The sequence below is a fragment of the Streptomyces sp. 7-21 genome (assembly GCF_016741785.1).
Lineage (GTDB): Bacteria > Actinomycetota > Actinomycetes > Streptomycetales > Streptomycetaceae > Streptomyces.
Genome location: NZ_JAERRL010000005.1, coordinates 376329 through 394187, shown reverse-complemented (window position 1 = coordinate 394187; position 17859 = coordinate 376329). Strand labels below are relative to the sequence as shown.

The 17859-nt window shown below is 72.7% G+C and carries 12 protein-coding genes; 4 read left to right on the top strand and 8 right to left on the bottom strand.

The window, feature by feature from the left end; genetic code table 11:
* The first annotated feature begins 70 nt into the window (after positions 1-70).
* On the top strand, positions 71-1720 hold the full coding sequence (locus JK356_RS09335) for a translation initiation factor 2 (protein WP_307815498.1): 1650 nt from the start codon (positions 71-73) through the stop codon (positions 1718-1720).
* Here the strand turns inward: JK356_RS09335 and JK356_RS09330 are convergent.
* The gene (locus JK356_RS09330) at positions 1618-3765 is read right to left on the bottom strand and encodes a tetratricopeptide repeat protein (RefSeq protein WP_201867112.1); all 2148 of its coding nucleotides are present in this window, start codon (positions 3763-3765) and stop codon (positions 1618-1620) included. The two genes, JK356_RS09335 and JK356_RS09330, sit on opposite strands and share 103 nt — an antisense overlap.
* Positions 3766-3941: 176 nt before the next feature.
* Here JK356_RS09330 and JK356_RS09325 point away from each other — a divergent pair, with 176 nt between their 5' ends.
* Positions 3942-5333: a sodium:alanine symporter family protein gene (locus tag JK356_RS09325; RefSeq protein WP_201867111.1), complete on the top strand. Its 1392-nt coding sequence runs from the start codon at positions 3942-3944 to the stop codon at positions 5331-5333.
* 19 nt (positions 5334-5352) lie between these two features.
* On the opposite strand, the gene coaE is transcribed toward JK356_RS09325, so the two are convergent.
* The 5 genes from coaE to polA all read right to left on the bottom strand — a co-directional run bounded on the left by coaE (position 5353) and on the right by polA (position 13483).
* Positions 5353-5970, bottom strand: a complete 618-nt coding sequence (coaE, locus tag JK356_RS09320) for a dephospho-CoA kinase (protein WP_201867110.1) — start codon at positions 5968-5970, stop codon at positions 5353-5355.
* A gap of 85 nt (positions 5971-6055) precedes the next feature.
* Positions 6056-6997 (bottom strand): proteasome assembly chaperone family protein, encoded by a 942-nt coding sequence (locus JK356_RS09315; protein WP_201867146.1) that lies wholly within the window; start codon positions 6995-6997, stop codon positions 6056-6058.
* A 164-nt stretch (positions 6998-7161) separates the two neighbouring features.
* Positions 7162-8652, bottom strand: coding sequence for a 30S ribosomal protein S1 (rpsA, locus tag JK356_RS09310; RefSeq protein ID WP_201867109.1), 1491 nt, complete (start codon positions 8650-8652; stop codon positions 7162-7164).
* A gap of 423 nt (positions 8653-9075) precedes the next feature.
* Positions 9076-10650: a lytic transglycosylase domain-containing protein gene (locus tag JK356_RS09305; protein ID WP_307815491.1), complete on the bottom strand. Its 1575-nt coding sequence runs from the start codon at positions 10648-10650 to the stop codon at positions 9076-9078.
* 106 nt (positions 10651-10756) lie between these two features.
* Positions 10757-13483, bottom strand: coding sequence for a DNA polymerase I (gene polA / locus JK356_RS09300; RefSeq protein ID WP_307815490.1), 2727 nt, complete (start codon positions 13481-13483; stop codon positions 10757-10759).
* A gap of 109 nt (positions 13484-13592) precedes the next feature.
* Here polA and JK356_RS09295 point away from each other — a divergent pair, with 109 nt between their 5' ends.
* Complete coding sequence (locus JK356_RS09295; protein WP_201867106.1) at positions 13593-15860, top strand: FdhF/YdeP family oxidoreductase; 2268 nt, start codon at positions 13593-13595, stop codon at positions 15858-15860.
* A 24-nt stretch (positions 15861-15884) separates the two neighbouring features.
* Positions 15885-16373 (top strand): PaaI family thioesterase, encoded by a 489-nt coding sequence (locus tag JK356_RS09290; protein ID WP_201867105.1) that lies wholly within the window; start codon positions 15885-15887, stop codon positions 16371-16373.
* On the opposite strand, the gene JK356_RS09285 is transcribed toward JK356_RS09290, so the two are convergent.
* A complete protein-coding gene (locus tag JK356_RS09285) occupies positions 16334-17062 on the bottom strand; it encodes an ABC transporter ATP-binding protein (protein ID WP_201867104.1) in 729 nt (242 codons plus the stop codon). The genes JK356_RS09290 and JK356_RS09285 overlap by 40 nt on opposite strands.
* On the bottom strand, positions 17059-17859 hold the full coding sequence (locus tag JK356_RS09280; RefSeq protein ID WP_307815489.1) for an ABC transporter ATP-binding protein: 801 nt from the start codon (positions 17857-17859) through the stop codon (positions 17059-17061). The genes JK356_RS09285 and JK356_RS09280 overlap by 4 nt, the downstream gene beginning before the upstream one ends.

The window sequence follows — 17859 nt, the reverse complement described above, 5'->3', positions numbered from 1 at the left end:
CAGCGAGGCAGCGAGGCAGCGAGGCAGCGAGGCAGCGAGGCAGCGAGACAGCGAGACAGCGAGCCGTGCCGTGCTCTGCGTCGTCCGGTCCGCCACGACCCTCCACCGCCTCCTTGACGCCCTCCCCGTCTTCGCCGGGGACCACCGCGTCACCGTCACTTTCACGCTCGTCCCCGGCTCCCGCTTCGATGCCGACGCCTTCGCCGCCCTCGAGGGCGCGGGAGCCAGAACCATCCCCTGGGACGAGGCCGTCACCCGCCACCACGACCTCGCCATCGCCGCGAGCCCCAACGGCGCGCTCCACCTGCTGCGGCCGCCGCTGGCGCTCCTCCCCCACGGCGCCGGCTACGGCAAGCCGCCTGGCCTGGATCCGGCGCGCCTGCTCCGCCTCGGCAAACCCATCGCCTCGCTCCACGCCCTCGCCCACCCCAGCCAGCTCGCCCGGCTGGCCCATGCCAGCCCCGCCGCCGCCGAGCCCGCCGTCGTCACCGGCGATCCCACGCTGGAACGCCTCCGCGAGTCCCTCCCCCGCCGCGACCGCTACCGCGAGGCGCTCGGCACCGGGCACCGCCGCCTGATCGTCCTCACCTCCACCTGGGGCCCCCACTCCCTCTTCGCCCGCCACCCCGGCCTCCCGCTGCGCCTGGTCACCGGTCTGCCCTGCGACGCCTACCAGGTGGCGCTGGTGCTGCACCCCAACGAGCACGTCCGCCACGGCCCGTTCGTCCTCGCCCAGTGGCTCGATCCCGCGCTGCGCGCCGGGCTGCTCCTCGCCCGGCCGCACCAGGAGTGGGCGGCCGTCCTGACCGCCGCCGACCTGGTCGTCACCGACCACGGCTCCACCGCCCTGTACGCGGCCGCGCTCGACCTCCCCCTGCTGGCCGCCTGCGACGGCGGCGGCGAACTCATCCCGGGCAGCCCCATGGACACCCTGCTGCGCACCGTGCCCCGCCTGGAGACGGCCGAGGGCACGCCGCTTGCCGGACAGCTCGACGCCGCCCTGGCCGCCCACCGGCCCGGCGCCTCGCGGCGGCTCGCCGAACCCGCCTTCGCCGCCCAGGGCCGCGCACTCGACCTGCTGCGCGCGGAGCTGTACCGGCTGCTCGCCCTGGACCCGCCCCTGGAGCCGCCGGTGCCCGAGCCGCTGCCGGACCCCGTCACCAGGCCGCGCCCCGTCGCCGCCCACAGCGTCCTGGCCGAGGCCGACGGCGACGAGGTCCGCGTGGAACGGCGCCCGCTCACCGCCGCCCTGCCGCCGTCCGGCGCGCACGTCGCGGCCGAGGCCGACCGGGCGGCGCTGCGCCAGGTACTCAGCGCCGCGCTGCTGTACCGCCGCGCCGAGGCCGAGGACGGCTGGACGGCCCGTGCGCTGGCCGACTACCCCGGCTGCCGCACGGCCGCGGTGATCCTGCCGGACGGCCGGTGCCTGCTGCGGGTGCGCGGCGGCGGGCTGCTGAGCGTGTCGCCGCGCGCGGCGTCGGGCAGCGGCGGCCGGGTACGCCCGGATGCGCTTCCCGCCGTGCTGTCCGCCGCGTACGCCTGGCTCACCCGCCGCCCCGGCCCGCCGCCGCTCCCGGCCACACTGCGCTGCCTGGCCGGGCCGCTGACCATCCGCGTTCAGCTCTCCGAGGCTGCCGGCGGGACGCCACCGGGCGAGACACCGGGCGAGGCACCGGGCGACGGGTGCGGCGGCTGGGGCAGCGCGCCCGCCCGCGCCTGAAGGGCCCGCGCCGCCGCGCGGTGCTCCGCCGCCTCCCCGGCGTCACCCAGCGACTCGGCGAGCGCGGCCAGCGCTTCCCGCGCCCGCGCCTCGTCGTAACCCGAGCCGCGGCGGCGCGCGTTCACCAGCGCCTCGGTCAGCCGTTCCTTCGCCTGCCCGGCGTCTCCCAGCGCCGCCAGCGCCAGCCCCAGCTCGTGCGCCGCCCGGCCGGCGAGGCGCGTGCGCCCCTCCTTGGCTGCCCGCTCACGGACCTCTTCCAGCAGCGCGGCCGCCCGCCGGTGCTGCCCGAGCCGCGCCGCCGCCTGCCCCAGCAGATGGGTCTGGAGCAGCACGCCGTAGCCGTTGCCGGCGTCCGCGTGCAGCCGCCGGGCGCGTTCGAACGCCGCCGCGGCGTCCTCCCAGTCGCCCTGCTCGGCGCGCAGCCTGCCGCCGAACTCCAGCACCGACGGCAGCAGCCGGGGGTCGGCGTCCGGCAGCGCCGACACGGTGCGCTCTGCCGCCCGCACCTCGTGCCCCGCCTCGTCGAACTGCCCGGTCTCCCACAGCGGGCGCGCCAGCTGGCAGCGCATGCGCACCTGGGCGGCGGGGTGACCGTCCCGCCCGGCCGCCTCCACGCCGATGCGGAAGACATCGATCGCGTCGGCGTAGTGCCGGTGGTTCATGAAGTGCGTCCACAGCGGCTCGCACAGCGACCACGCCTCGGTGTCCTCCCCGTGAGCGAACGCCAGCCGCACGCAGCCGTACAGCGCGACGCGTTCGTGCTCCAGCCACCGCCGGGCGCCGTCCGCCCCGCCGTCGAACGCCACGTCCGGCGCGTACGGCAGCTCCTCCACCGCCGTGGCGAGCCGCATCCGGGGGCCCGCCACCAGTTCGTCGGCCCGCTCGGCCTGGCGCCGGTACCAGCGCACCACCCGCCGCGCCGCCTGGCGTGCCTCGGCCGCGTCCCCTGCCGCGCGGGCGCGGCGCCGGGCGTGCGCGCGCAGCAGACCGTGCAGGTACAGATGGCCATCCAGCCGGACCTCCAGCAGGCTCGCCCGCTCCAGCTCGTCCAGCGCGTCGTCGGCGGCGTCCTGGCCCTCGCCGAGGGCCGCGGCGGCCGACTCCGGCGGGAAATGGGCGGCGGGGTGCTCGGCCAGCAGCCGGTACAACCGGGCAGCGCGGGCCGACAGCCCGCGGTAGGCCGCGTCCCATACTGCTTCCACCACTGGCAGCCCTTTCTGGTTCAGCTCAGCCCGCAACTCCGCGACCAGCCGGGGCAGCCGCCACCGGCTGTGTGCGCGCATCCACTGCCCGGCGACGCGGAGTGCGGCGGGCAGCCCGCCGCATATCCGGACCAGTTCGTCCGCGGCCGCCGGATCGGCGGACAGCCGCGCATCGCCCGCGACGCGGCGCAGCAGCGCTATGGAGTGCTCGGGTTTCAGCGGCCCCAGCGGCACGGACACCGCGTCGTCCGCTTCCAGCCCCGGCAACCGGGCGTGGCTGGTGACGATGACCAGCGCGTGGGGCGAGGCCGGGAGGAGGGGTTCGGTCTCGGCCTCGTACCGCGCGTTGTCCACGACGACCAGCAGCCGCAGCCCCGCGGTCCGTTCCCGGTACTGTGCCCGCCGCCCGGCGAGGCCCGCGGGCAGCCACTCGTCGTGGCCGCCGAGCAGCAGCGCCAGGGCCTGGGAGATGTCGGCGGCGCCGTCGGAGCGGCATTCGTCGAGGTCGACGTAGAGCGCGCCGTCGGGATACCGCGGCGCCAGTTCGTGCGCCAGGCGCAGGCCCAGGGTCGTCTTGCCGATGCCGCCGACCCCGCTGAGCACGACGATGCGGGGCCGGGCCGGGTCCGCATCGCCGCAACGGCCCGCCACGGCTGCCAGCACCCGGCGCCGTTCCTCTTCCCGGTCCTCGAAATGGGCCCCTGTCACGGGGAGCTGCCGGGGGATGGGCCCCGGCGGCGGCGCGAGATGGAAATGCTGGTGGAGGGCGTCGACGCGTCCGGCCTGGATGAGGGATCCCACCCGCGCCGGGCCGGTCACCGCGTTCCGTGTCTCCTCGGCCACAGGGCAACTCTAGAGCGTAACCGGCTCGGCCGGGGCGCGTTTGCGGCGCTTCCCGACACTCCTGGCGCGCGGGAGCACGAAGAGGCGCGAGTGACTTTTCCGCGCGCCTGCTGACCGGATAGCCTGCCGTCCTTCCGGTGGTGCGGTGCGGTCCATATCAACCCAGGGTGCAGGACATGGATTGGCTTGATGATTTCCTGAGTGAGGCTTCCGACTTCATCGTTGGCCCCTTTCTGCTCATTCCCCTCCTCCTCGCGACCGGTATCTACCTGACCGTGTTGCTGCGCGGTCTCCAGGTCCGGCAGCTGTTCCCCGCGCTCCGCCTGGCCCTCATCCAGCGCAAGGAGCCGGACGGCAAGGGCGAGGGCGACATCTCCCACTACCAGGCGCTGACCACCGCGCTGGCCGCCACCATCGGCATCGGCAACATCGCGGGCGTCGCCACCGCCTTCTACCTCGGCGGCCCCGGTTCGCTGTTCTGGATGTGGATCACCGGCCTGTTCGGCATGGCGACCAAGTACTCCGAGGCGTTCCTCGGCGTCCGCTTCCGCCGCAAGGACGCCACCGGCCGCATGAGCGGCGGCCCCATGCACTACCTGCGCCAGGGCATCCCCGGCCGGCTCGGCGTGTTCCTGTCGGTGTTCTTCGCCGCCGCCGGCGCCATCGCCGCGTTCGGCATCGGCAACGGCACGCAGGCCAACACGGTCGCGACCTCGGCCGACTCCGAGTGGGGCGTCCCCACCTGGGTGACCGGCGTGATCCTCACCATCGGCGCCGCGGTCGTCATCCTCGGCGGCATCAAGGTGATCGGCCAGGTCACGGCCGCGTTCGTGCCGCTCATGGCCGTCCTCTACGTCCTGGGCTGCGTCACCGTCATCGCGGCCAACATCGGCGAGCTGCCCTCGGCCATCAGCCTGGTCGTCTCCGACGCCTTCACCGGGACTTCCGCCGCCGGTGGCTTCGCGGGCGCGGCCGTGATGGAAGCCATCCGCTGGGGCGTCGCGCGCGGCATCTTCTCCAACGAGTCCGGCCTGGGCACCGGCGGCATCGCCGCCGCGGCGGCCCAGTCCTCGCACCCCGCCCGCCAGGGCCTGGTGTCGATGACCCAGACGTTCCTGGACACGCTGGTCGTCGTCAGCTTCACCGGCCTGACCATCGTCGTCACCGGCGTGTGGGACGACCCGGGCGTCGAGGAAGGCGCGCCGATGACGATCGCCGCCTTCCAGGAGGGCCTGGGCGACTGGGCCAGCCACGTGGTGGTCATCTCCATCATCTTCTTCGCCGCGTCCACCATCATCGGCTGGGGCTACTACGGCGACCGGTGCGTGGAGAGCCTGTGGGGCGTGCGGGCCATCATGCCCTACCGCGTCCTGTTCGTCGCCATGGTCTACGTCGGCTCGGTCTCCAACCTCCAGACCATCTGGCTGTTCTCCGACGTGGCGAACGGGCTGATGGCGCTGCCCAACCTGATCGGCCTGCTGATACTGTCGCGGCTCGTCGTCCGGGAGACCCGGGCGTACCTGCGCGATCCCCAGCGGGAGATCGAACGGGCCCAGAAGGACCTGTGACGGCGGCGGGGGCCGGCCGCTACCGGGCGGCCTGCCCCCGCTCGCGGGCCAGTCGCCGCAGCCGCTCCCACAGCGCGTCCGTCTGCTGCCGCAGCTCGGCCCGGGTGCCGTTGTTGTCCACGACGAAGTCGGCGATGGCCAGCCGCTCCTCGCGGCTGGCCTGCGCGGCCATCCGTGCCCGCGCGTCCTCCTCGCTCATGCCGCGCTGCTCCGTCAGCCGCTTCAGCCGCACCTCATCGGAGGCGTCCACGACGATCACCGCGTCGTAGTCGTCCTGCAGCCCGTTCTCCGCGAGCAGCGGCACATCCTCGACGACGATGGCGCCGGGGCCGGCGGCCGCCCGCAGCTCGGCGGCCCGTGCCCTGACCCGGGGATGCACGATGGCGTTCAGGGCGGCGCGGCGCGCGTCGTCGGCGAAGACCACCGCACCGAGCCTGGCCCGGTCCAGCTCGCCGCTGGGCGTGAGCATCTCGGGCCCGAACTCGGCGACGACCGCCGCCAGTCCGGGGGTACCGGGCGCGACCGCCTCCCGCGCCAGGCGATCGGCGTCGATGGTCACGGCCCCCCGCTCCGCGAGCAGCCGCAGCACCTCGCTCTTGCCCGCGCCGATGCCGCCGGTCAGTCCCACAGTGAGCATGGGCCGAAGGGTACCGGGGCGGCCGGACCGCCCCGGGCGGCGGGCCCCGCGGGCGCGGGCCCCGCGGGCGGGGGCCGCCGGCGCGTCAGTCGTCGTCTTCGCGCTCGGCGAGGAACCGCTCGAAGACCTCTCCCAGCTCCTCGGCCGAGGGCAGCTCCACCGGCTCGGCGACCAGGCTGCCGCGGGTCGCGGCCCCGGCGAGCGCGTCGTACTGCTGCTCCAGTCCCCGCACCACGGCGACGAGTTCGGAGTCGCCCTCGGCGAGCTCCCGCTCGATCTCGTCCTGTGTCTTCACGGCCCGGCTGCGCAGCGCGTGCACCGCCTCGGGCAGCACCAGGCCGGTGGCCGCGGTGATCGCCTCCAGGACGACGAGCGCCGCGTCGGGGTACCGGGACCGGGCGATGTAGTGGGGGACGTGCGCCGCGACGCCCAGCACGTCACGCCCCGCCTCGGACAGCCGCAGCTCCACCAGCGCCCCCGCGCTGCCCGGGACCTGCGCCTCCTCGAAAAGGTTCCGCTGACCGGGAACCAGGTCCGACCGGTTCCCATGGGGCGTCAGGCCCACGGGCCGCGTGTGCGGCACACCCATCGGGATGCCGTGGAAACTGACGGCGAGACGGACCCGCAGCCGCTCGGCGATCTGGCGCACGGCGGCGGCGAACGCCTCCCACTCCACGTCGGGTTCGGGACCGGAGAGCACCAGGAACGGCTGCCGCGTCGCGTCGTGCAGCAGGACCAGCTCGAGCGCGGGCGTCTCGTAGGCGCTCCAGCGGTCACGGCGGAACGTCATAGGCGGGCGGCGCGCACGGTAGTCGATCAGCCGGTCGTGGTCGAACCGGGCGACCGTGACGCGTTCTCTGCCCTCCAGCAGCTCCTCGATGAGCTGGCTGCCGGTCTCTCCGGCGTCGATGAAGCCGTCGAAGTAGTAGAGCAGCACCGGGCCGGCGCTGTCCGGGCCCCCTATCGCCTGCTCGGCCTGCTCAAGGCCGCGGGGATCCCACGCGTACAACTCCTGCGGGTCGCGCAACGTCACCGCACTCCTTCTGCCGTCTCCCGTGTACCGGGCATAACGCACCGTACCGCAGGGGCATTCCCCCGAGGTGGTGAGCGGTCTCGCGCACGACGGCCGGGGGCCCGCTCCCTGCGGAACGGGCCCCCGGCCGTGCGTGGGTCAGAACTGGTGAACCGGGGTCAGCTCTGCCCGCCGGCCAGCTTCTCGCGGAGCGCCGCCAGCGCCTCGTCCGAGGCGAGGGCGCCCGAGTCATCGCCGCCCGACGAGGAGTACGAGCCGCCCGAGCCGGACTGGCCGGCCGCACCGCTGGCCTCCGCCTCGGCCTGGGCGTCGGCCTCCCGGGACTTGATGACCTGGGCCTGGTGCCGCTCGAAGCGGGCCTGCGCCTCGGCGTACTGGCGCTCCCACTCCTCGCGCTGCTTCTCGTACCCCGGCAGCCAGTCGTTGGCCTCCGGGTCGAAGCCCTCGGGGTAGATGTAGTTCCCCTGCTCGTCGTAGGAGGCGGCCATGCCGTACAGGGTCGGGTCGAACTCGACCGCCAGCGGGTCCGGGCCGAAGTTCTCGTTGGCCTGCTTCAGCGAGAGGCTGATCCGGCGGCGCTCCAGGTCGATGTCGATGACCTTCACGAAGATCTCGTCGTTGACCTGGACGACCTGCTCCGGGATCTCGACGTGGCGCTCGGCCAGCTCCGAGATGTGGACCAGGCCCTCGATGCCCTCGTCGACCCGGACGAACGCACCGAACGGCACCAGCTTCGTGACCTTGCCGGGCACGACCTGCCCGATCTGGTGCGTCCGGGCGAACTGCTGCCACGGGTCTTCCTGGGTGGCCTTCAGGGACAGCGAGACGCGCTCGCGGTCCATGTCCACGTCCAGAACCTCGACGGTGACCTCCTGGCCGACCTCGACGACCTCGGAGGGGTGGTCGATGTGCTTCCAGGACAGCTCGGAGACGTGCACCAGACCGTCCACGCCGCCGAGGTCCACGAAGGCGCCGAAGTTGACGATCGAGGAAACGACGCCGGAGCGCACCTGGCCCTTCTGCAGGGTGGTGAGGAAGGTCTGGCGGACCTCGCTCTGCGTCTGCTCCAGCCAGGCACGGCGGGAGAGGACCACGTTGTTGCGGTTCTTGTCGAGCTCGATGATCTTGGCTTCGAGCTCCTTGCCGACGTAGGGCTGGAGGTCACGGACGCGGCGCATCTCCACGAGCGAGGCCGGGAGGAAGCCACGCAGCCCGATGTCGAGGATCAGGCCGCCCTTGACGACCTCGATCACCGTTCCGGTGACGATGCCGTCCTCTTCCTTGATCTTCTCGATCGTGCCCCACGCACGCTCGTACTGGGCACGCTTCTTGGACAGGATGAGGCGGCCTTCCTTGTCCTCCTTCTGCAGGACAAGGGCCTCGATCTCGTCACCGACGGCGACGACCTCGTTCGGGTCGACATCGTGCTTGATCGACAGCTCTCGCGAGGGGATTACACCCTCGGTCTTGTAACCGATGTCGAGCAGGACCTCGTCCCGGTCGACCTTCACGATGACGCCGTCGACGATGTCGCCGTCGTTGAAGTACTTGATCGTCTCGTCGATCGCGGCGAGGAAGGCTTCCTCGGAACCGATGTCGTTGACCGCAACCTGCGGAGTGGTCACGGTGGGCTCGGTGCTGCTCGTCATGTGGTAAAGGGCTCCGGTGCGGACATGAAGTCGTAGGCACTGCATACGCCGAAGGCCCGTATCGCACTGCCGAAGCCGGACAGCCTGAGAGGCGCTCTCAGCTCCGTAGCCGGAAGCGCCTCGACAACCGAGGGGACATACAACAGTTGCGAGCGCGGCCTGCTCCGTCCGAGGCGCGCAGGCCCGCAGCGCGTCTTATAGCATACGGGCGCTTTGGAGCAGGGTCAATGCGCGGTTCCCCCCATCAAGGCCACTTTCCGGCCGAAACCGCCACGAAACGGTGGTGCCTCGTGCTGCGGCACGGCAAGCGCTGACGGGCGCACGGCGCGTTAGGACCTGGATTCTACGGCCACCGCCGCAGGTCAGGAAAGGCGGCTCCCCCCGAGCACGCCCGCAGGCGCACCCGGGGGGCATCCGGCACGATCAACCACCCGGACGGGTGACTGCGGGCGTGCCGGGCGCCGTGGCGCCAGGCAGGCCTGGCTCAGGAGACGGCTCCGGCTCCTCAGGCTCCTCGGGCTGCTCAGGCTCCTCAGGGTCCTCGCAGCCGTCGCCGGGCTCCTCGGCACTGGGAGGCGTCTTAGCGTCCTGCTCCCCAGCGGACTCGCCCGTAATCGGGGAAGATTCTTCGGGATCTTCTGATTCCTCCAGGCCTTCCGGATCATCCGCGTCTTCCGGATCATCCGGTTCGACCGGGCAGTCCGGTGCACCTGGCTGGCCCGGTTCCTCCGGATCGCCGGGATCGCTGGGTTCGCCAGGATCAACCGGTTCCTCCGGGTCACCAGGCTCCTCCGGGCCGCCCGGCTCCTCCGGCTCCTCCGGGTCGCCCGGTTCATCCGGGTTGCCAGGTTGCTCAGGCTCTTCCGGCTCGCCCGGCTCCTCCGGCTGCCCGGGCTCCTCCGGGCCGCCGTCGTCACCGTCGCCGGGACGCTCCTCTCCGGGGTCGGCAGGAGACGGGTCCGGGCGTTCCTCGTCGCCGCTGTCCTGCTCGTCCTCCTGGCCGCCGGGCCGTGACACGCCGCCCGTCGCGCTGGCCGGCGGCGTGGACGAGCCGCCGCGCGAGTCCTCGCCCCGCGGGCGGTCACGGTCCGTGCGGTCCGTGTCACGGCCGCTGTCCCGGCCCTCCGGGCTGCCCGGGCCAGGGCTCGTCGGCAGCGGGCCCTGCCCGTCAGGCACCTCGCGGGCGCCGTCCCGGTAGAAGTCCAGCCAGGCACGCACGGTCCACACGTAATCCCACGAGTGGTTGTAGCTGAGCAGCGCCCGGTTCAGGCCCGCCTCCGTGCCAAGATCCCGGTCCCCGGCACACAGGTACTCACCCGCGGCCAGCGCCGCGTCGTACACGTTGTTCGGGTCACGGACGCCGTCGTTGTTGCCGTCGGCACCCCACACCGCCCAGGTGGACGGAATGAACTGCATCGGGCCGACCGCCCGGTCGAACGTGGTGTCGCCGTCCCAGGCGCCGCCGTCGGTGTCCGTGATGCGGGCGAAGCCGTCGCCGTTCAGCACCGGCCCCAGGATCGGGGACGTCGTCGTCCCGTCGGCGTCCACGGCACCGCCGCGGGCGTGGCCCGACTCCACCTTCCCGATCGCGGCCAGCACCTCCCAGTCCAGACCACAGCCCGGCCGGGTGCCGGCCAGCGCCGCCTCCGCTCGCCGGTACGCGTCCAGCACAGTGGCCGGGATACCCGCCTCCTCCGGCAGCGGGCCGGACGGACCAGGTCTGCCGCCGCCTCCGCCGTCCTCGCCGGTGTCAGGCTCGACACCGTCCAGCGGCGGCAGATCGGTGTGGTAGGGCAGCCCGTCGCCCGTGCCCCCGCGCAGCGCGTCATCCGGCTGCTCGGCAGCGGCGGCACCGGGCTCCCGCGCGTCGTCGGGCTGGCCCGCGATGACCTCCGGTGACTGAGACGCCGTCAGCGCCGCCATCGCGGCCGCCGCCACCGCCGAGCCCGACAGGCCTTTACGGACCCTGCCCTTGCGACCCCCACTGCGCAACGCCACGCGCACCCCTCCCATACGTGTCTCCGATGACCGGGACGACAGTACGACAGGTGCGGTTCCCATACCAGAATCGCCCGGCGCCGCCCGGCGGCCCGCGGTGCGCCCGTCAGTGCGCAGCCGCCTCCCACGTGGCGCCCGCGCCCACCGACACGTCCAGCGGCGCCCGCAGCCGCACCGCCCCCGCCATCCGGTCCACCACCAGCTCGGTGACCCGCTCCCGCTCACCTGGCGCCACCTCCAGCACGATCTCGTCGTGCACCTGGAGCAGCAGCCGCGACGACAGGCCCGCCTGCGCCAGCGCCTCGTCCACCCGCAGCATCGCGATCTTCACGATGTCCGCCGCCGTGCCCTGGATCGGCGCGTTCAGCGCCATCCGCTCCGCCATCTCCCGGCGCTGCCGGTTCGAACTCGTCAGGTCCGGCAGATACCGGCGCCGCCCGAACATCGTTTCGGTGTACCCGGTGGCGCGCGCCTCGTCCACGACCCGCCGCAGATAGTCACGCACCCCGCCGAACCGCTCGAAGTACGTGTCCATCAGCGCCCGCGCCTCCTCCGAGGTGATCCCCAGCTGCTGCGACAGGCCGAACGCCGACAGGCCATACGCCAGCCCGTAGCTCATCGCCTTGATCTTGCGGCGCATCTCCGCGTCCACGCGGTCCTTCGGCACCGAGAACACCTGCGACGCCACCGTCGTGTGCAGGTCCTCACCCGACGTGAACGCCTCAATCAGGTCCGCGTCCTCTGACAGATGCGCCATCACCCGCAGCTCGATCTGGCTGTAGTCCGCCGTCAGCAGGCACTCGTATCCCTCGCCCACGGTGAAGCCCCGCCGGATCGCCCTCCCCTCATCCGTACGCACCGGGATGTTCTGCAGGTTCGGGTCCGTCGACGACAGCCGGCCCGTGGCCGCCACCGTCTGCTGGAACGTGGTGTGAATGCGGCCGTCCGAGGCGATCGTCTTGATCAGCCCCTCCACCGTCGCCCGCAGCCGCGCCTGCTCACGGTGACGCAGCATGATCACCGGCAGCTCGTGCTCCGTCTGCGTCGCCAGCCACGTCAGCGCGTCCGCGTCCGTGGTGTAGCCCGTCTTGGTCCGCTTCGTCTTCGGCAGCGCCAGCTCCCCGAACAGCACCTCCTGCAGCTGCTTCGGCGAGCCCAGATTGAACTCATGCCCCACCGACGCGTGCGCCTGCGCCACCGCCTCCTGCGCCGCCGCCGCGAACTGCTGCTCCAGCCGCTCCAGCCACGCCCGGTCAGCCGCGATGCCCGCGCGCTCCATCCGCGCCAGCAGCTCCGACACCGGCAGCTCCAGATCCGTCAGCAGCTCCGCCGCCCCCACGTCCGCCAGCCGCGCCCCCAGCACCTCCCCCAGGTCCAGCACCGCCCTGGCCTGCCGCATCAGCGCCTCGGCCTCCGCCTCCTCCGCGTCCGCAAGGGCACCGTCCAGCGCCAGCTGCCCCGCGCCCTCCCCCGCGGGCACCAGCTCCCGGCCCAGGAACTCCTCGCTCAGCGCGTCAAGACTGAGCCGGCGCCGCCCCGGCTGCACCAGGTACGCCGCCAGCGCCGTGTCGACGACGACACCCGCCAGCTCCCAGCCGTGCTCCGCGAACGCCCGCCGCACCTCCTTCGACTGGTGCACCGCCTTCGGGCGGGACGCGTCCGAGGCCCACGCCGCGAACGCCCGCTCATCCGCCTCATCCAGACCCGCCGGATCGAACCACGCCGCCGGGCCCTCCGCCGCCGCCAGCGCCACCGCGTGCACACTGCCCGCGCCCAGTTTCCAGTCCTGCACCGTCACCAGGCCCAGCCGCCCGCCGCCGTGTTCCGCCAGCCACGGCGCCAGGCCGCCCGACGACAGCACCACCCCGTCGACCTCGACGCCCTCCCCGGCCGGCTCCTCCTGCTCCGCCGCCCCCGGGTCCACCGCGAACAGCCGCTCCCGCAGATTGGGGTTCCGGAACTCCAGCGCGTCCAGCAGCCCCTCCAGCGCCGGCACGTCATACGGCTGCCGCACCAGATCCGCCGGGTCACACCCCAGCTCCACATCCCGCACCAGCTCGGTCAGCGCGCGGTTCAGCCGCACCGACTCCAGGCGCTCCCGCAGGTTCTGCCCCGCCTTCCCCTTCACCTCACCGGCCCGCTCCAGCAGCGCCTCCAGCGACCCGAACTGGGCCAGCCACTTCGCCGCCGTCTTCTCCCCCACCCCCGGAATCCCCGGCAGGTTGTCCGACGGGTCACCGCGCAGCGCCGCGAAATCCGGGTACAGCGCGGGCGGCAGCCCGTACTTCTCCTCCACCTTCTGCGGCGTGAACCGCGTCAGCTCCGACACGCCCTTCGTCGGATACAGCACCGTCACCCGCTCGTTCACCAGCTGGAAGGTGTCCCGGTCGCCCGTGACGATCGACACCTCGAACCCCTCGGCCGCCGCCCGGTCCGCCAGCGTCGCGATCACGTCGTCCGCCTCAAACCCCGCCACCGCGAACCGCCGCACCCGCATCGCGTCCAGCAGCTCGCCGATCAGCTCCACCTGCCCCTTGAACTCATCAGGCGTCTGCGACCTCGTGGCCTTGTACTCCGCGTACCGCTCCGAACGCCACGTCCTCCGCGACACGTCGAACGCCACCGCCACATGCGTCGGCTGCTCGTCACGCAGCGTGTTCGCCAGCATGGAGGTGAACCCGTAGATCGCGTTCGTCGGCTGGCCCACCGCCGTCGTGAAATTCTCCGCGGGCAACGCGAAGAAGGCCCGGTACGCCAGCGAATGCCCGTCCAGCAGCAGCAGGCGGGGAGCGGACGACGACAGCGATGCGTTCTCAGCCACGTTCTCAGCCACGCAGCCGATCCTGCCACGGACCACTGACAGCCCGGCCACCCCAGCTACCCTGGGCCCACCACGGACGCGCGTGGCCCGCCCCGACCCCCAGCCAAGGGAGAGCCGCCCCATGACCGCCCAGCCGCCCGCCTCCGACCCGGTCCAGGACGCCCCCGGCACCCGCCCCCCGCGCCGCAGCGCCGCCGGCCTCCCGGCCATCACCCACGCCCTGCGCGCCGCCCACCGCCAGATGGGCACCCGCCGCACCGCCCTCACCCTGCTGCGCGTCAACCAGCACGACGGCTTCGACTGCCCCGGCTGCGCCTGGCCCGAACCCGGCACCCCCCACACCGCCGAATTCTGCGAGAACGGCGCCAAAGCCATCGCCGAGGAAGCCACCCGCCGCCGCGTCACCCCCGAGTTCTTCGCCGCCCACCCCGTCAGCGAACTCGCCACCCGATCCGGCTACTGGCTCGGCCAGCAGGGCCGCCTCACCCACCCCATGTACCTGCCCGAAGGCGCCACCCACTACCAGCCCATCGACTGGGACGACGCCTTCGCCCTCATCGCCGGGGAACTCCACGCCCTCGACCACCCCGACCAGGCCGTCTTCTACACCTCCGGCCGCACCAGCAACGAAGCCGCCTACCTCTACCAGCTCTTCGCCCGCGAATTCGGCACCAACAACCTGCCCGACTGCTCCAACATGTGCCACGAGTCGTCCGGCTCCGCCCTCACCGAAACCATCGGTGTCGGCAAGGGCAGCGTCCTGCTGGACGACCTCTACCAGGCCGACCTCATCATCGTCGCCGGCCAGAACCCCGGCACCAACCACCCCCGCATGCTCACCGCGCTGGAACGCGCCAAGGCCGCCGGCGCCACCATCCTCACCATCAACCCGCTGCCCGAAGCCGGCATGATGCGCTTCCGCAACCCGCAGACCCCCCGCGGCCTCGCCGGACCCGGCACCCAGCTCACCGACCAGTACCTCCAGATCCGCATCGGCGGCGACCAGGCCCTCTTCCGCCTGTTCAACAAGCTCCTCATCGAACGCGGCGCCTACGACGCCGCATTCATCCGCGACCACACCCTGGGCTTCGACGACCTCGCCGCCGCCGCCCGCACCGCCGACTGGGACACCACCCTCGCCGCCACCAGCCTCACCCGCACCGAGATCGAACGCGCCTTCGACACCATCCTCGGCGCCCGCTCCACCATCGTCTGCTGGGCCATGGGCCTCACCCAGCACCGCCACGCCGTCCCCACCATCAAGGAAATCGTCAACTTCCTCCTCCTGCGCGGCGACATCGGCCGCCCCGGCGCCGGCCTGTGCCCCGTCCGCGGCCACAGCAACGTCCAGGGCGACCGCACCATGGGCATCACCGAACGACCCGACCCCGCCTTCCTCGACGCCCTCACCCGCGAGTTCGCCTTCACCCCGCCCCGCCACCACGGCCTCGACACCGTCAGCGCCATCCGCGCCCTCCGCGACGGCCGCGCCCGCGTCTTCTTCGCCCTCGGCGGCAACTTCGCCGCCGCCGCCCCCGACACCACCACCACCGAAGACGCCCTGCGCCGCGCCCGCCTCACCGTCCACGTCTCCACCAAGCTCAACCGCTCCCACTGCGTCACCGGCGCCCGCGCCCTCATCCTCCCCGTCCTCGGACGCACCGAGCGCGACGGCGACCAGTTCGTCACCGTCGAAGACTCCATGGGCATCGTCCACGCCTCACGCGGCCGCCTCGCCCCCGCCAGCCCTCACCTGCTGTCCGAACCCGCCCTCATCGCCCGCCTCGCCCGCCGCGTCCTCGGCCCCGGCTCCACCACCCCCTGGGAACAGTTCGCCCGCGACTACCGCACCATCCGCGCCAGCATCGCCCGCACCATCCCCGGCTTCCACGACTTCGAGACCCGCGTCGCCCAGCCCGGCGGCTTCGCCCTCCCCCACGCCCCCCGCGACCACCGCCGCTTCCCCACCCCCAGCGGCAAAGCCCACTTCACCGCCGCCCCCGTCACCTGGCCCCGCACACCCCCCGGCCGGCTCCTGCTCCAGACCCTCCGCTCCCACGACCAGTACAACACCACCATCTACGGCCTCGACGACCGCTACCGCGGCATCAGCAACGGCCGCCGCGTCATCCTCGTCCACCCCGACGACGCCCGCGCCCTCGGCCTCAACGACGGCGACTACGCCGACCTCACCAGCGAAGCCGACGACGGCACCGAACGCACCGCCCCCGGCTTCCGCGTCGTCCACTACCCCACCGCCCGCGGCTGCGCCGCCGCCTACTACCCCGAAACCAACGTCCTCGTCCCCCTCGACCACACCGCCGACACCAGCAACACCCCCGCCAGCAAATCCCTCGTGATCCGCCTCACCCCCGCGCCCCGCCCCTGACCCGGCCTGGTAAAAACACCCCCCATGGGCGACACCACCACCGAATTCCCGCCGCACATCATCGAACAGTGGGCCGGCCTCGGCATCGACCTCCCCGCACTCTTCTCCGCCGGCCAGCTCGGCGAACGCATGGGCCTCCGCGTCCTGACCGCCGCCCCCGAACGCGTGACCGGCACCCTCCCCGTCGACGGCAACACCCAGCCCTACGGCCTCCTCCACGGCGGCGCCTCCGCCGTCCTCGCCGAAACCCTCGGCTCCATCGGCGCCATGCTCCACGCCGGCCCCAGCAAAATCGCCGTCGGCGTCGACCTCAACTGCACCCACCACCGCAGCGTCCGCACCGGCACCATCACCGGCACCGCCACCCCCGCCCACACCGGCCGCACCACCGCCACCTACGACATCATCATCACCGACGACAACGGCAAACGCGTCAGCACCGCCCGCCTCACCTGCGCCCTGCGCCCCGCCGTTCAGCCCACCCCCGACTCCTCCGGCGACTCCCCCAGATAGGCCTCACGCACCCGCGGATCCGCCAGCAACTCCCCCGCCGGACCCGACATCACCACCCGCCCCGTCTCCAGCACATACCCACGGTCAGCCAGCTCCAGGGCCTGCGCCGCGTTCTGCTCCACCAGCAGCAGCGTCGTGCCCTGGGCACTGATCTCCCGCAGAATCCCGAAAATCTGCTGCACGATCAGCGGCGCCAGCCCCATCGACGGCTCATCCAGCAGCAGCACCTCAGGCTTCCCCATCAAAGCCCGCCCGATCGCCAGCATCTGCTGCTCACCCCCCGACAGCGTGCCCGCCACCTGCCGCCGCCGCTCCGCCAGCACCGGAAACAACGCAAACACCCGCTCCAGATCCCCCGGATCCGGCCGCCGCAACCGGTACGCCCCCATCCGCAGATTCTCCAGCACCGTCATCCGCGGAAACACCCGCCGCCCCTCCGGCACATGCCCCACCCCCAGCCGCACCAGCTGATGCGACGGAATACCGTCCACCCGCTCCCCCCGCAGCACCACCTCACCCGACACCGGCCGCAGCATCCCCGAAGCCGTCCGCAGCGTCGTCGACTTCCCCGCCCCATTCGCCCCCAGCAGCGCCACCACCTCACCGGCCCCCACCGACAGCGACACCCCCCGCAGCGCCTCAATCGCCCCGTACGCCACCCGCAGATCACGCAGCTCCAGCAGCGTCACCGCGACGCACCCCCCTCCGCCGGCGCACCCAGATACGCCTCAATCACCGCACTGTCCCGCTGCACCTCATCCGGCGCACCCTCCGCGATCTTCCGCCCGAAATTGAGCACCACCACCCGGTCAGCCACCGACATCACCAACCGCATGTCATGCTCGATCAACAGCACACTCACATCCAGCTCACGATTAATCCGCCGGATCAGCTCCTCCAGCTCCCGCTTCTCCGTCGGATTCGTCCCCGCCGCCGGCTCATCCAGCAGCAGCAGCTCCGGCTGCGACCCCAGCGCCCGCGCAATCTCCAGCCGCCGCTGCTCCCCGTAACTCAACTGCGAGGCCACCTCATTCAGCCGGCCCTCCAGCCCCACAAACGACAGCACCTCATGCGCCCGCCGGTCACTGACCGCCTCATCACGCCGCGCGTTCGGCAGCCCCAGCATGATCGACAACGCGTCCGTCCGCTGCCGCGCCTCCACCGCGATCTTCACGTTCTCCAGCGCCGTCAACGCCCCGAACAACCGGATGTTCTGAAACGTCCGCGCCACCCCCAGCCGGTTCACCCGGAACGGCTTACGCCCCCGCAGCTCATGCCGCCCTCCGCCCCGAGGACAGAACACAATGCTGCCCTCCTGCGGCACATACGCCCCCGTCAGCGAATTGAACAGCGACGTCTTCCCCGCACCGTTCGGACCGATCACCGCCAGAATCTCACCCCGGCGCACCCGCAGGTCCACCCCGTCCAGCGACGTCAGCCCCCCGAACCGCAGCGTCACACCGCTCGCACGCAGAATCTCATCCAC

Bases quoted from the DNA above. Each gene is read 5' to 3' on its own strand.
- JK356_RS09295 (WP_201867106.1), top strand. From the start codon at position 13,593: ATGACCGCCCAGCCGCCCGCCTCCGACCCGGTCCAGGACGCCCCCGGC.
- coaE (WP_201867110.1), bottom strand. From the start codon at position 5,970: ATGCTCACTGTGGGACTGACCGGCGGCATCGGCGCGGGCAAGAGCGAG.
- JK356_RS09325 (WP_201867111.1), top strand. From the start codon at position 3,942: ATGGATTGGCTTGATGATTTCCTGAGTGAGGCTTCCGACTTCATCGTT.
- rpsA (WP_201867109.1), bottom strand. From the start codon at position 8,652: ATGACGAGCAGCACCGAGCCCACCGTGACCACTCCGCAGGTTGCGGTC.
- JK356_RS09290 (WP_201867105.1), top strand. From the start codon at position 15,885: ATGGGCGACACCACCACCGAATTCCCGCCGCACATCATCGAACAGTGG.